At 51.8% G+C, this 13,872-nt stretch carries 11 protein-coding genes; 7 read left to right on the top strand and 4 right to left on the bottom strand.

What is annotated here, in order from left to right; translation table 11 throughout:
• Positions 1–2: 2 nt before the first annotated feature.
• Together P9H32_RS14240 and P9H32_RS14235 are read left to right on the top strand one after the other, a co-directional pair.
• On the top strand, positions 3–1,031 hold the full coding sequence (locus P9H32_RS14240) for a 4Fe-4S dicluster domain-containing protein (RefSeq protein ID WP_322609577.1): 1,029 nt from the start codon (positions 3–5) through the stop codon (positions 1,029–1,031).
• Positions 1,022–1,960: an RnfABCDGE type electron transport complex subunit D gene (locus tag P9H32_RS14235; protein WP_322609576.1), complete on the top strand. Its 939-nt coding sequence runs from the start codon at positions 1,022–1,024 to the stop codon at positions 1,958–1,960. Before P9H32_RS14240 ends, P9H32_RS14235 begins: the two co-directional genes overlap by 10 nt.
• Before the next feature lie 50 nt (positions 1,961–2,010).
• On the opposite strand, the gene trxB is transcribed toward P9H32_RS14235, so the two are convergent.
• The 3 genes from trxB to P9H32_RS14220 form a co-directional block, all read right to left on the bottom strand.
• A complete protein-coding gene (gene trxB, locus P9H32_RS14230; RefSeq protein ID WP_322609575.1) occupies positions 2,011–2,931 on the bottom strand; it encodes a thioredoxin-disulfide reductase in 921 nt (306 codons plus the stop codon).
• Positions 2,932–3,185: 254 nt separating this feature from the next.
• Complete coding sequence (locus tag P9H32_RS14225) at positions 3,186–4,082, bottom strand: electron transfer flavoprotein subunit alpha/FixB family protein (protein ID WP_322609574.1); 897 nt, start codon at positions 4,080–4,082, stop codon at positions 3,186–3,188.
• Positions 4,079–4,861 carry an electron transfer flavoprotein subunit beta/FixA family protein gene (locus P9H32_RS14220; RefSeq protein WP_322609573.1) on the bottom strand — a complete coding sequence of 261 codons (783 nt, stop codon included), beginning with the start codon at positions 4,859–4,861 and terminating at the stop codon, positions 4,079–4,081. The genes P9H32_RS14225 and P9H32_RS14220 overlap by 4 nt, the downstream gene beginning before the upstream one ends.
• 149 nt (positions 4,862–5,010) lie before the next feature.
• On the opposite strand from P9H32_RS14220, the gene lpdA reads away from it, so the two are divergent.
• The gene (gene lpdA / locus P9H32_RS14215; RefSeq protein WP_322609572.1) at positions 5,011–6,399 is read left to right on the top strand and encodes a dihydrolipoyl dehydrogenase; all 1,389 of its coding nucleotides are present in this window, start codon (positions 5,011–5,013) and stop codon (positions 6,397–6,399) included.
• Between the two features lie 131 nt (positions 6,400–6,530).
• Positions 6,531–7,574, top strand: coding sequence for a DUF481 domain-containing protein (locus P9H32_RS14210; RefSeq protein ID WP_322609571.1), 1,044 nt, complete (start codon positions 6,531–6,533; stop codon positions 7,572–7,574).
• Here P9H32_RS14210 and P9H32_RS14205 read toward each other — a convergent pair.
• Positions 7,562–8,176, bottom strand: coding sequence for a hypothetical protein (locus tag P9H32_RS14205; RefSeq protein WP_322609570.1), 615 nt, complete (start codon positions 8,174–8,176; stop codon positions 7,562–7,564). The two genes, P9H32_RS14210 and P9H32_RS14205, sit on opposite strands and share 13 nt — an antisense overlap.
• 556 nt (positions 8,177–8,732) lie before the next feature.
• Here P9H32_RS14205 and thrS point away from each other — a divergent pair.
• The 3 genes from thrS to P9H32_RS14190 all read left to right on the top strand — a co-directional run bounded on the left by thrS (position 8,733) and on the right by P9H32_RS14190 (position 13,863).
• Complete coding sequence (gene thrS, locus P9H32_RS14200; RefSeq protein WP_322609569.1) at positions 8,733–10,457, top strand: threonine--tRNA ligase; 1,725 nt, start codon at positions 8,733–8,735, stop codon at positions 10,455–10,457.
• A 61-nt stretch (positions 10,458–10,518) separates the two neighbouring features.
• Complete coding sequence (gene infC / locus P9H32_RS14195) at positions 10,519–11,019, top strand: translation initiation factor IF-3 (protein ID WP_322609568.1); 501 nt, start codon at positions 10,519–10,521, stop codon at positions 11,017–11,019.
• A gap of 42 nt (positions 11,020–11,061) precedes the next feature.
• Positions 11,062–13,863, top strand: a complete 2,802-nt coding sequence (locus P9H32_RS14190; RefSeq protein ID WP_322609567.1) for an autotransporter family protein — start codon at positions 11,062–11,064, stop codon at positions 13,861–13,863.
• Positions 13,864–13,872 lie beyond the last annotated feature (9 nt).

The raw sequence follows: 13,872 nt of genomic DNA, 5'->3' as shown, positions 1-13,872 counted from the left end.
ACATGCGCCGTACCATTAAGATCGATTGGGATAATCTCGTGGATTTCCAGATGCTGGAAACGCCCTTTCCACGTCCCGAACGCATCTACCCCGGCCTCGACAAAATCGACCCAGCAACCTTCCCGGCCTTTCTCGACGAAATCGGCCTCATCGGTATGGGGGGAGGCGGATACCCGACATCGAAAAAACTGCAAGCCAACCTTAATGCACACACGCTGGTCATCAACGGCATCGAATGCGAACCCGGCATCAGCATCGACAAATCGGTCCTGCTTCAGGACTCTTTCTGGGTCGCCGCCGGTGCCAACGCCTGTGTTAAAGCCACAGGATCCACAAAAATCGTCCTCGCCGTCCAGAACGATCCCGATCTGATCAAAGAACTCAATAAATACTATGGCGAGTTCATCATCGTCGGCTTCAACCGAGAATATCCGGCCGGCGCAGAAAAACTGATTATTGAAAAACTGACGGGAAAAAGACCACCTGCCGGAACCCGTCCCTTTGAGCTCGGATTCCTGATCCAGAACGTTGTGACCCTGCGCGCCATTGGCCGGGCCATTATCGACGGCATTCCCGTGGTGGAACGGCCGCTCACGCTGGCCATGCCCTCAAGTGGTTTTTACAAAAACATCATCGTCCCGGTCGGCATCGAGATTCGAAAACTGCTCGAGATATACAACCTTCCCTACGATGCCTCTATGCATCTCATCACCGACTCCGGCCTGATGATGGGCCGCGAGGTCGACCGATTTTCAACCATAAGAAAAACAACCCTCGCAATTTTCATTCTTCGTCGCGATGAAGTATACCGTGAAGAACGCCCCTGCACCCGCTGCGGGGCATGCAATGCCGCCTGCCCGCTCGGCCTTCACCCCTTCACCCTAACCGAAAAAATAAATAAAGGAAAAACGACAAGCACAGCCTTTACCGCCCAGATGACCGAATGCTTTCTCTGCGGCGTCTGCGCCGCCGTCTGCCCCTCCGGAATCCCGCTAATCGAAACTCTCCAGAAAGGGAAAAGATGCCTCTAACACCGCCCTTCATCCGGATCGGGTCCAGCTCATCCGCCGGGGCCGCCTGGGCCTGTCTGGCCCTGCTGACCCCCTGCTCGATTTACAGTTTCCTGTATCATCCAGCCTACCTGCCGCACCTCATCGGCTACTCCCTGCTCGGCTCCATGGCCGAAACCCTCTACACCCTCGTCATCAAACGCAAACGCCGCCTCGTCTGCATGGGCTCTGCCTTCAGCGCCGCGCTGCTCGCCGCCAGCGTTCCTCCCACCGTTCCGTTCCCGCCCATGCTGTTGGCCATTCTGCTGATGGTATGGATCATTAAACTTCCAATGATTGGAAGCCCGCTTCGCTTCAACGCCGCCATGTCCGGCCGCCTCTTTCTGATGCTGGCCTACCCGTCCACCGTTATAAACTGGGGCTCCCCAGCGATCGATACCATCTCCACCGCCACACCGCAGGAACTCTACCGCTCCGAAAGCTATCCGCTCGAATACAGCCACTGGCTTTTCAGCAAAATCGAAGGAAACTGGGAAGGCTTGTTCACTCTGGTTCCCGGAAGTCCAGGAGAAACCTTTCCGCTGCTCCTGATACCGATCGGGGCATGGCTCATTTGGAAAGGCATCATCGGCTGGCGCACCCCGGTATTTTTCCTGCTCTCCTTCAGCATCATGACCACCATTTCCGGAAATGACCCCCTATACAACCTGCTCTCCGCCGCCGTCCTGTTCAGCGCAGTTTTCATCGTGACCGACCCCGTATCCACCCCCATGAGCAAAAGCGGACAGATCATCTGCGGAATCGTCACCGGAATCAGCAATGCCCTGATCCGCCAGTTCACCTTCTATACCGAAGCCATTGTTTACGCCGTCCTGATCGGCAATAGCTGCGCCCCCCTGCTCGATAAAATTGCATTCGAACTGCGCGGACGGATCCTGATGAACCGATAAAAAAAGCCCCCCGAATTTCGGGGAGCTTTTCCAATCATTGGAAGTCGTGCTCAGCCTTCCTGAGCTTCCAGATAACGCTCCGCCTCCAGCGCCGCAGCACAGCCGGTCCCGGCAGCCGTAATCGCCTGACGATAAACCGCATCTGATACATCGCCGGCAGCATATACACCTTCAAATTTGGTTTTTACACCATCAGCAATCAGATAGCCCACTTCATCTTTTTCAAGCTGATCAAACGGTTCTGTATTCGGTTTGTGGCCGATCGCTGAGAAATAGCCCGATGCCGGAATTTCCGTAATTTCATCCGTTTTTACATTACGGATTTTCACTCCCGTCACGCCGGAATCATCACCCACGATTTCCTCAATGACAGAATTCCACGCCATTTCAATTTTCTCATTCTTAACCGTACGTTCAGCCATAATCTTAGACGCACGCAGTTCATCGCGACGGTGCACCAGCGTCACTTTCGAGGCAAAACGGGTAAGGAAGGTTGCTTCTTCACAGGCCGTATCACCGCCACCGACCACAACGACCGGAACATCCTTATAAAAAGCTCCATCGCAGGTGGCGCACGCCGAAACGCCGCGTCCCATAAATTTCTGTTCCGATTCCAGCCCGAGATATTTAGCCGTCGCACCCGTGGCAATAATCACCGTTTTAGCTTCAATCGGATCCCCCGCCATCATTTCAAGCTTATACGGTTTCTGCGAAAAATCAGCCTTAGCCACGGCATCATACTGCAGGAACTTTGCTCCGAAACGTTCCGCCTGGGCACGAAACTTTTCCATCATTTTTGTACCATCGATTCCCTCAGGGAACCCCGGATAGTTTTCCACCTCCGTCGTAGTGGTCAGCTGTCCTCCCGGCTGCATACCTTCAATCACAAGCGGTTCAAGATTCGCACGGGCGCAGTAAATCGCCGCAGTATATCCCGCTGCTCCAGCTCCGATAATTACAACATTTTCCATAATGGTTCCTTCGGTTAAATACATTAAAGTTTATGGATGCTGAAACTACAGGAACGTTCAGCCTTAATCAAATGTGTTTACAACTGTTTGGCCGTTGATCAGCTTCCTCCGCATGCAGAAAACTCACCTTGGACAGATTAAATGAAACATCCATATTTTTCATACATTGCAATGTATGAAATAGATATAATTCCATAAAAAAGCAATAAATGTAATTTCATACATTGCAATGTGTGAAATATTTCCAATTACACTTACTTTCCGGGAAAATGCCGCTCATGTAATTGCCGGATCATTTCGGGAACGATCTCCAGTACATCTCCCACCAGTCCGTAATCAGCATAGTCAAAAATCGGGGCCTCGGGATCGTTATTGATCGCCACCAGAATATCGGCCCGACGAATCCCTTCCAAATGCTGAACGGCTCCAGAAATTCCGCAGGCAATATAAACAACAGGAGCAACCGTTTTTCCGCTGAGGCCGACTTGTTGCTCCCACCTCCTCCACCCCATATCCACGACCGCTTTAGAAGCTCCCACCGCACCACCCAGCACTTCAGCCAGCTCTTCCAGACACTGGAAATTTTCCGGTACCCCGATTCCGCGCCCGCCGGCGATAATAAATTCCGTGCTGTGCAACTTCTCGCGCTCAGCATCGTCCAGTTTCTGAGTTTTCTGCATCCGCTTCCGAACGCTGGAACAATCGGGTCGAATGATGATGTCCTCGAATTGGACCGGTTCAGGCCCGAAAATACCGGAGCGGACGGTGGCCATTTGCGGACGTCGTTTTTCACATATAACTGTGGCAAGAATGTTTCCGCTGTATGCCGGACGGATCATTTTCAGCGTTTGGGTTTCGGGATCAATTTCCAATCCGGTGCAATCGGCGGTGAGTCCGGTTCCAAGTTTGGCAGCCAGTGTCGGCGCGAGCGTTTTTCCAATAGCGGTTGCACCGAACAGCATGATTTGCGGGCGTCGTTTCTGCACCAGCGTCAACAGAGCCCGGGTAAAATAGTCATTCTGAAAGTCGGGCAGGTCCACCGATACCCGACACAACTTCATTCCGGCCTGATCCGCAAGTATCCGGCCTTTTGCGAGCAACTCATCAACAACCGGCTGATTCGGCTCGTTAAAAACCCAGAGTTCATTCATTTCAGTGCTCCCCGCTTTTCCAGCCGGTCAATGAGTACTGCAACCATTTCAGGAACGGAGCCCGTCAGCATTTCACCTTCATTTTCAACAGAGAGGCGATTCAGCGCAACAACACGCGTAGGCGAACCAGACACCCCCACCCGTCCTGCCTCCGGCTTCAATTCAGCACGTCCTAGGATTGGAATAACGGCACGTTTGGCCGACATCCGAAGCTCAAAATGCGGTTCGCGCAGTTCATTATTCTCCTTAATCACCGTCAGAGCACAAGGCGATTGAATATTCCAGCATTGGGACCCGGAATCCGAAATACATTCCACCTCAAATCCGCCGGATACCGGTTTAATAGAACGAGCACAGGTCAGAACCGGAAGATCCAGCAGGCAGGCGGTTTCAGGACCGACCTGTCCGGTATCACCATCAATCGCCTGCCGCCCAAAAAGCAGCAGATCAAAATCAAGTGTTTTTAAAGCAAGAGAGAGAATATAAGACGTTGCCAAGGCGTCGGACCCGCCAAACGCCGGATCGGAAATCAAAAAGGCGTGATCGGCCCCGCAGGAGAGAGATTTGCGCAGTATCGCCTCCGCCTGCGGAGGCCCCATTGAAACCACAGTAATTTCCGCGTCAAAAACATCCTTCAGACGTAACGCCGTTTCCAGTGCACTTTCATCGTATGGATTCATGACGGCATAACCGTCACCACGGTCAACACCCCCGGTTTTCGGGTCAACCCTTATCCGTCCCTGTTCAGGAACCTGTTTAATGCATACAATAATTTTCATGGTCTCAACCGGATAATGTGCACAATATGGAGATTATAATTAGCGGTTTCAGGCCGTTTTGCAGAGTTCCAAACATTGGAAAACGCTTAGGGTTGACTCACCGATCATAAAATACCAATACTCCGATCATTATTTAAGGAGAGCGAAGAATGGATTTTGATGTAATTGTAATCGGAGCTGGACCAGGCGGTTATCCCGCCGCGATCAAAGCCGCGCAGCTGGGCGCAAAAACGGCCATCATCGAACGCGAATGGCTCGGAGGAACCTGCCTGAACTGCGGCTGTATTCCAACAAAAACCCTGATCGCCGGCGCAGAAGTCTATCAGAAAATTCTGCATGCGGAATCGTTCGGCATTAACGTCGGCAAACCGGAAATCGACTATCCCGCCATGAAAAAAAGGAAAGACGCCGTCATTGAGACCCAGCAGAACGGCATTGCCTATCTGCTGAAATCGCACGGCGTCACCCTGTTTGAAGGAACGGGATCCTTCAAAGACGCCAACACCATCGCCATTAAAAAGGCCGACGGTGCTACAGAAACCATTACCGGTAAAAATATTATCATCGCCACCGGTTCCACCTCCACCGTCCCCGGTTTTATTCCCAAACATGAACGGATTGTTGAAAGCCGCGCCTTCCTGGAACTGGAAGAACTTCCCGAAACGCTGATGGTGCTCGGCGGCGGGTACATCGGTTCCGAACTCGCCTGTATGGCAGCTGGCCTCGGCGTAAAAGTTACCATTGTTGAACTCCTGCCCGACATTCTGATGCTGCTCGATAAAGACATCCGCAACGTCGTTAAAAAGCATATGAAAAGTGAACTCGGCATGACCCTGCTTACCGGTGACGCCATGCAGGATATTGCGGCGAACGACAAAAAAGTCACCGCAAAAGCCGGCGACCAAACCCTCGAAGCCGACATGCTGCTCGTATCCATCGGCCGCAGCCCGGTACTGGATGGGCTGAATATTGAAGCTGCTGGCGTGACGGTGAATGAGCGCGGCTACGTTGAAGTCGATGACCTCAGCCGCACCAATGTACAGAACATCTTCTGCATCGGCGATGTTTCCGGCCGGATGCAACTGGCGCACGCAGCGACCTCCCAGGCCATGTATGTCTGTGAATATATCATGAAAGAAGAGGAGAAAATCGAAGAAGTCGTTATCCCCGGCGTCATTTTCACCTCTCCTGAAGTCGCACTTGTCGGGCTCACGGAAGAGGAAGCCAAGAAACTCGGTCGCAAATATAATGTGGGGAAATTCCACTTTAAACCACTCGGTAAAGCACAGGCAGCCAACGAGACCGAAGGCTTTGTGAAGATTCTTGCCGATGCAGAAAGCGACATCATTATTGGTGCCCAATGCGCCGGACCGCACGCCACGGATCTGATCAGTGAAATGGTCGTTGCCGTCCGCGAAGAACTCACCGCAGAAGAGCTGGGCAACACCGTTCACGCCCACCCGACCTTTGCAGAAATCTGGATGGAATGTGCGCACGCCCTGCACAAAGGCTGCGTACATGCCCCGCCGGCGCGTTAAAAAAACGTCCAATTGCCGGAAGTAAAAACGTCTTTTTCGAAAGGCGTTTTTTCTTTTTTAGCGGGATTGACCCCCGAATATCAAAAAGCTACGTTCCGCAACCAACTTGAAAACACGCAAATTAAAGAGTTATGAAATATAACATTTTCAGTCTCATATTCCTGTTCAGCGCAACCATCAGCGGCTTTGCGCAGGATACGATTGTGCTGAAAAACGGCGATATACTGAGCGGGGAAATTCTCGAACAAGCCGCCAGCCATGTGTATTTAAAATCTGCAGCGTTCGGTTCCATCAGCATTAATCCACGCGATATTTCCGAAATCCGGATCACTCAGAAAACACTGGGAGAAATCACCGTTCCAGAAGCCGCTATTGCGAAAAACAAAGCCAAACCCGCCAACCTTCCCGCATCCAAACCGAAAAAAACGGCCCAACCTTCAAAATCGGCCAAAGAATCCTCATCCAAAAAGAAAAAGAAACAATGGTCGGGGCAGGCCGGCCTGGCGATTGCCATGCGAAACAAAACGACATCCAACCTGAGCGGAGTCTACAAAGACGAAAAGTATGAAACCTATCGCATATACGGAAATCTAAACTGGAAGGGTGAGCGAAACTCCCTGCGCTGGGACTGGACCTATCGCTACAGCGAAGATGAATATAAAATCCGGGATGATTTTTTCAACATCACGCAGAAATACAACCGCAGTTTTAAAAATAAAAACCTTTACGCCACGGCCAAAACCCTCTATCAGCGCGATTACAACCGCCGCATTGAAAACGAATATCTCCAGACCGCGGAACTGGGTATTAAATGGTTCGGAAAAGACTCGCGGATAAAACTCTCCACTTCCGCCGGCGGCGGTTATCACGTCTACGACCGACTCGACTCCACCCGAACCAGCACCACATCGGTTTCACAGCCGAAATTCATTTTTGACGAAAGTCTAAACTGGAAAATCCTGCAGGCCCAAGAACTGGAAATCATCCAGAAATACACCCACCTGGGTAATCTGGATGACTATCATTTCGTCTTTTCCTTCGGTATTCAGAACAAACTGGTACGAGAGCTTTTCCTGCGGGTGGAGTATAAAATCGATAAAGACACCGAGGTGTTTTACGATGACAAAGGCTATTACGACAAAGCTCTGCTGACCAGCCTGGTCTATAAATTCTGAGCAGGCGCATTTTGCGGTACAGGAATACCGAGCACGGAATCGGGCGATAAATCTGACCGATTCAGATCAGTAGGAAAATCCTTCTTATTTTCCGTTCCAGCCTCTGGAAAAAAATCATAATCGCGCTTTTTGATCGGCCGCACCGCCGTAGCCGCCAGCTGAATCGTATCATCGTCTAGATCCCAGGGTCTGCCGTAAACCACAATCATATAGCCGGGCTTGGCCAACGTTTTCAGGTAACTGATACGCGCCGGTTTATCCACCGTCCAGCCCGCCTTAATCCGGCCTCCAGATTCAGCAGACAGCCGGTACGGGTTCCCCCTCTTATGATACTTCCAGTCAAAATCACGGTAATCGATATCAAAAGCCACCTGAATGGTGCGCTCGGTTTCCTTGAACTGAATATCATCAATAATTCCGGCCCACGCCACTTCGGTCTCGGCATAGGCCTGAAAATTGGTTTTGACATCGTGAAAATTAACGGCTCGATCAGCACGACCAAAGGCTTTCTTCTCCCGGCTTTTATACGGTTTATACGCCCTCGGCCCCGTCGATGCGCAACCAGCAAGTACACCGGAAATCAGCAGAATAAAAATCCTCATAAATCACTCCAATAATAATACATTCTCCGCCCCGGAGAAAACCGGCTAAATAGTGGCACGACAACAAAAAGAATGCCATGCCGATTCAAAAAGAGCTTAAAATCCTCCACGATGCACCGATTCATCTTTTTCTTCAGCCGCAGCACTCGAACATCTGATGAAAAATCAGGACGCACACAAAAAAACAAGAAATTCAAACGGCCAAAATATCGAAACACTCCCTTATTTCGCTCCAAATTCCGAAAAAATGATTATTACTCAAGGTCCGTCCGCCCACAACCCTTTGATGCCTTTATCCATACTTTATTTTACAGACAAATAACCACCCCCTTTTTCCCCTCGGAAAACCCCGAAAAAAGCCGACGGAATTCGAGTCCCGCGCCAATTGACACCCCTGCCCCGAGCCCTTATATTTACCGCCTTTTATGAAAGGTCTCTCCGAGGCCGCTTGGAGTTAATCCTTATTGGTTAGCCGGCAGTGCTGCACCTTTTCCAATAACGAATAACCATTAACCGATAACTGGAGCGAGACTCCACTTTGAGGATGAGAAACGACATGAATGATTTGGATCGCCTGCGCCACTCCACGGCGCACGTTATGGCTGCGGCAGTATGCCGTCTGTATGATAATGTTCAGCTGGACATCGGCCCGTCGACCGACGACGGCTTTTATTACGATTTTGACCTCGCAGAGCGGATCACTCCGGAAGACTTCGAGCGTATCGAAGCCGAAATGCAGAAAATCATCGATGAAGATCATGAATTTATCTGCAAATCGGTTTCGCGCGATGAAGCAAAAGAAATCCTGAAAGACCAGAAATATAAACTGGAACGGCTTGCGGACATTCCGGAAGGCGATGATATCACATTCTACACCTGCGGTGAGTTCATGGATCTGTGCGCCGGTCCCCATGTGGAAAGCACCGGAAAACTGCGCGCCTTCAAAATTATGAATATTGCCGGTTCCTACTACCGCGGCAAGGAAACCAACCCGATGCTGCAGCGGCTTTACGGCACAGCATTCACCAACCCGAAGCAGTTGCGGCTCTATCTCAAACAAATTGAAGAAGCCCAGAAACGCGACCACCGCAAGCTCGCCAAGGAACTGGACCTGTTTTCAATTTCTGAAAACGTCGGACCGGGTCTGGTTAACTGGCATCCCAAAGGCGGCCGTGTCCGCACCATTATCGAAGATTTCTGGCGCAAAGAGCATTACAAAAACGGTTACGACATCATCTTCACTCCACACGTCGGCAAGGCCAATTTATGGGAAACCTCCGGTCACCTCGATTTCTATCGCGAAGGCATGTTTGCCGCCATGGATGTCGACGGACAGGAATATTTTGCCAAACCGATGAACTGTCCGTTCCACGTGGAAATCTATAAGCAGGGTCTGCGCTCCTACCGCGAACTGCCGCTGCGCTGGGCGGAACTCGGCACCGTTTACCGCTATGAAAAAGCCGGCACCCTGCATGGCCTCTTCCGCGTCCGCGGTTTCACCCAGGACGACGCACACATCTTCTGTACGGTCGAGCAGATCGAAGACGAAGTGAAAGAAGTCATCCGCTTCTGCAACTTTATCTGGAAAACCTTCGGCTTTACCGAAGTGAAAGCCTATCTCTCCACCCGCCCCGAAAAGGCGGTCGGCGAAGAAGCTCGCTGGGATCAGGCCACCAAATCGCTGGAATCCGCAATTAAAGCCGAAGGACTGCCCTACGAAATCGACGAAGGCGGTGGTGCTTTTTACGGACCGAAAATCGACCTCAAGGTCAAGGATGCCATCGGCCGCGAATGGCAGACCTCGACCATCCAGTTCGATTTCAATCTTCCGGAGCGTTTCGACCTTAAATACATCGGCGACGATGGCGAAGCCCATCGCCCGTATATGGTGCACCGGGCACTGTTCGGATCCATTGAACGATTCTTCGGAATTCTGACCGAGCACTATGCCGGCGGCTTCCCCGTCTGGCTGGCACCGGAACAGGTGCGCGTGCTGCCCCTTTCCGATGAGCAGCTCGATTATGCCGACGAAATTCTTTCCAAACTCCGGAATGCCGACATCCGCGTAACCGTGGATAAAAAGCAGGGCAAACTAAACGGAAAAGTAAAGAACGCTCAGCTGGACAAAGTTCCGTATATGCTTATTATCGGGAAGCAGGAAATGGAAAACGGACAGGTTGCCGTGCGCCACCGCCTCAAAGGCATGCAAGGCGAATGTGCTCTGGACGATTTCATCGCCCAGCTCAAAAAAGAAGAGCTGGAAAAAACAACCGCAGACTAGGAGGTCTCAGATTAGCAGGCAAAACTTCAGAGGACGGCAGCAGCGCGAGCCGCAGGTACGCATGAATCATCGTATTCGGGTGCCGGAAATTCGTGTAATCGATCCGAACGGCGAACCTATGGGCGTCATGAAAACCAGCGATGCCCTGAATCGTGCAAAACAGTACGGTATCGATCTGGTCGAAATCACACCGAACGCCAAACCGCCCGTGTGCAAAATCATGGACTACGGCAAGTTCAAATATGATCAGGAAAAAAAGAAAAAAGAGCAGAAGAAGCATCAGGTTCAAACCAAACTCAAAGAAGTAAAATTCCGCGTTAATGTGGGAGATCACGACTACGAGACCAAAATGCGTAACCTGCGTAAATTTATTGAACACGGCGACCGTGTCAAAATCTCTCTGATGTTCCGCGGACGCGAAAACGCCCACCGCGAACTGGGATTGCAAGTGATGCAACGGGTCATTCAGGACACCGTCGATATCACAACGGTTGATCAGGCACCGCGTATGCAGGGCCGCTTCATCAACGCGGTACTCGTGCCGAAGAAGAAACAAAAGTAAACATATTCCACAGAACAAACCGTACAACGGAGCTGTTCCCCTATGAAATCGTATTCAAACCGGAACCCGTTGGCTGGCCATCAGAAAAAGGCAGTGTCGCTTGCGGCATGTGCCTTTTTTTTATGCCTGGCTGCCGTCGCCCAGAACAACGAGGCATCCAACAACGAGGTTTATGGCTCCAACATTGACCGGACCGCCCTTACCACATTTAACGACGGCAGCACCGATCTGGATATTTTCAATCCCCTCACAACATCTCTGGCCCTGAATCATGAAGTATCTGGATATGTAACCGTGAGCAACAGCTTCAATACGTTCAGCATTACCGCAACCGGCGCCTCTTTAGCGTCACCCAATACAGCCTCCCTCTCCATTTTCGGCGGAACTAATCTGCTGATTACCGGGGGAACATTTGGTGCCGGCGTTCTTAATGTGGCATCCAACGCATGGACCGAAGCCGTCGGCGGCCGGCTTTCCGATGTAAAGAATGCCGATATTCAGGATGCTGTTTTCACCGGCCAGTCCGCAGAAAGCGACAGTATCAGCACAGGCGGAGCCCCTCCGCTTCCGGGAGCATCCACGGCGGCTAACGCCTCAGGCTCGACCGGGCTGATTCTGGAAAACGCAACGTTTGCCGACATCTCCGGCAGTACACTGACCGGCGGTACGGCGGGAAACGCCAGCGATACCGGAACCAATACGTTTGCGATTGGCGGAACCGGCCTTTCGCTGTACTCCTCATCCGCTGTACTGAGCAATGTGACGGTTTCCGGCGGAGCCGGTGGAGCAGCAGGTGCGTACGGAAATTATTCCGCGTTTGCCTCGGGCGGCCACGGCATTCAGGCCTCGAATTCCACAGTCGTCATTCACAGCGGAACCTTCAATGCCGGAGCCGCCGGGTCGGTTAACGGAACGGACGATGCCGGCGGATATGCTCTCTATGCCCGCGACGGATCATCCGTTACCAATCATGGCGGCACCTTCAATGCTGCCGGCGAACTCCATTCTGTGGTCATTAAAAACAGCGATCTGACCACCTACGGCGGCACCTATTCCGGCGAAGGCCTGCTCGGAGTCACAACCGGATCCGGAACCAACAACCTGTATCTCTCCGGCGGAAATTTCAACGGACTCTCTTTCATTAACTCATCCAACGGCACACAATTTGTCAGCGTCAGTAATATTTCCGTTTATTCCGAGGTCTATATGGAAGGTGGAACTGTTGAAGTGGATAACATCGACAACACGGCCTTCCAGACACTGGAAATCGAAAACGGAAACATGATATTTAATCAGGATTTCACTCTGAGTGGCACTCTGAGCCTGAACTCGGCCGCAAGCACGGTCAACTTTTCAGAGCTCTCGGTGGCTGATGGAGGAACCATCGATGCCGGAACCGGCTCCATCGTCGCCTCAGGAAATGCCCTTTTTGCCACGGGCTCGATCCTGAACCTTTCCGTGATCACCAACCAGGCCGGAAGCCTGCAGGCCGCCGGCATCACCTTCGAAACCAATTCAAGCCTGACGGTAGACGCCAGCCTCGCCGGTCTTTCGTCGGGGATCACCAATATCAGTATAATCAGCGGAGCTCTTTCCGGCTTCGACACCAACCTGATGAATGCCGAAATCGTTGTTTCCGCAAATACGAATACGGAAAGCCGGACCACCGCCGCATTTGATCCGTCGGGCTCCGGACTGAGCATCATTTTTGACACCCTCAAACTTTCCGACTACTGGAATGCCACAGGCGATTTCGCCTTGCTGGCCAATGAACTGGAAGATCTGGCCCCGACCGAGATGAACGTCATCATTAACAATCTCGGTGCCGAGCAATCTGCCGAATTGGTGCAGGAAACCTACTTCAGCACCATGAACACCTTCCAGGTGGCCAAACAGGGACTTGATTCCGCATTGGGCCTCTCCCTCTCTCGCGGCACTGAATTCCGCGATCAACTCGCTCTTCCTAAATCGGCTGAAGGTCCACGGGGCCCGACGGCAGAGCCCCGGAACGATTGGCGGTTCTGGATGAAATATTACGGTAATTTTTATTCCCGCAGCGAAGAAGGCCTGAACCCGGAATATGATGCCACCATGCATGGTGGCGTGATCGGCATGGATAAAAGCCTCGGCCGCTTGCTGATCGGTCTTTCCGGAGGAATGGGTAATTATAAAATTGATGCTGAAAACGGTGCCGAACAAACCATGAATGCCTTCCAGGGGACGCTATACTCCACCATTGGGTTTGGACATTCCTTCATCGATGCCGGCCTGGCCTATGGTTACAACGATGTGGACTCCGCCACCGCCGATCCGCTTACACTCGAAGGCGAATTCGATACCCATCTAATCAGTGCCCATCTCGGCGGCGGCATTGGATTCGAATTTGCAGCGATCGGAACTGTAATTACCCCCGAAGCCTCCATCCGTTATACGACCTACAAACAGAATGGCTACACCGAAACCGGCACGACCGCCGCGCCGCGCACCTTTGATTCATTCGATTCCGATTCCATGGTCGGCTCGCTGGGCCTCAATGCCGCCATGCTTAACTCCACGGCTCTGGAAACCTTCGCGTTCAAAATCGAAGGCCGAGCCCACTGGCTTCGGGAATTCAACCCGGAACCCGGCGATCTCAACTATCAGCTGGTCGGCGGTGCGAATGATTACACCATAGTCTATCCCTACCTCGATGAAGACACGATTCGCCTCGGTGTCGGCCTCACTTTTTTCAATACAAAAAAACGATCCCGAAAAAATGTCCTGCTGCGCCTCGACTTCGATGAATTGATCGGCGAAGACTTCAACTCACACAATCTCTCGGCCAAAGCCATATTCGCATTCTGACCGCAGCCG

Origin of the sequence: Pontiella agarivorans, assembly GCF_034531395.1 — a bacterium.
Taxonomy (GTDB): Bacteria; Verrucomicrobiota; Kiritimatiellia; order Kiritimatiellales; family Pontiellaceae; genus Pontiella; species Pontiella agarivorans.
The sequence above is the reverse complement of the archived record's forward strand: the minus strand, read 5'-3'. Positions and strand labels throughout refer to the sequence as shown.

Coding starts and splice junctions, on each gene's coding strand:
- P9H32_RS14240 (WP_322609577.1), top strand. CDS start 3: ATGCGCCGTACCATTAAGATCGATTGGGATAATCTCGTGGATTTCCAG.
- P9H32_RS14235 (WP_322609576.1), top strand. CDS start 1,022: ATGCCTCTAACACCGCCCTTCATCCGGATCGGGTCCAGCTCATCCGCC.
- trxB (WP_322609575.1), bottom strand. CDS start 2,931: ATGGAAAATGTTGTAATTATCGGAGCTGGAGCAGCGGGATATACTGCG.
- P9H32_RS14225 (WP_322609574.1), bottom strand. CDS start 4,082: ATGAATGAACTCTGGGTTTTTAACGAGCCGAATCAGCCGGTTGTTGAT.
- P9H32_RS14220 (WP_322609573.1), bottom strand. CDS start 4,861: ATGAAAATTATTGTATGCATTAAACAGGTTCCTGAACAGGGACGGATA.
- lpdA (WP_322609572.1), top strand. CDS start 5,011: ATGGATTTTGATGTAATTGTAATCGGAGCTGGACCAGGCGGTTATCCC.
- P9H32_RS14210 (WP_322609571.1), top strand. CDS start 6,531: ATGAAATATAACATTTTCAGTCTCATATTCCTGTTCAGCGCAACCATC.
- P9H32_RS14205 (WP_322609570.1), bottom strand. CDS start 8,176: ATGAGGATTTTTATTCTGCTGATTTCCGGTGTACTTGCTGGTTGCGCA.
- thrS (WP_322609569.1), top strand. CDS start 8,733: ATGAATGATTTGGATCGCCTGCGCCACTCCACGGCGCACGTTATGGCT.
- infC (WP_322609568.1), top strand. CDS start 10,519: ATGAATCATCGTATTCGGGTGCCGGAAATTCGTGTAATCGATCCGAAC.
- P9H32_RS14190 (WP_322609567.1), top strand. CDS start 11,062: ATGAAATCGTATTCAAACCGGAACCCGTTGGCTGGCCATCAGAAAAAG.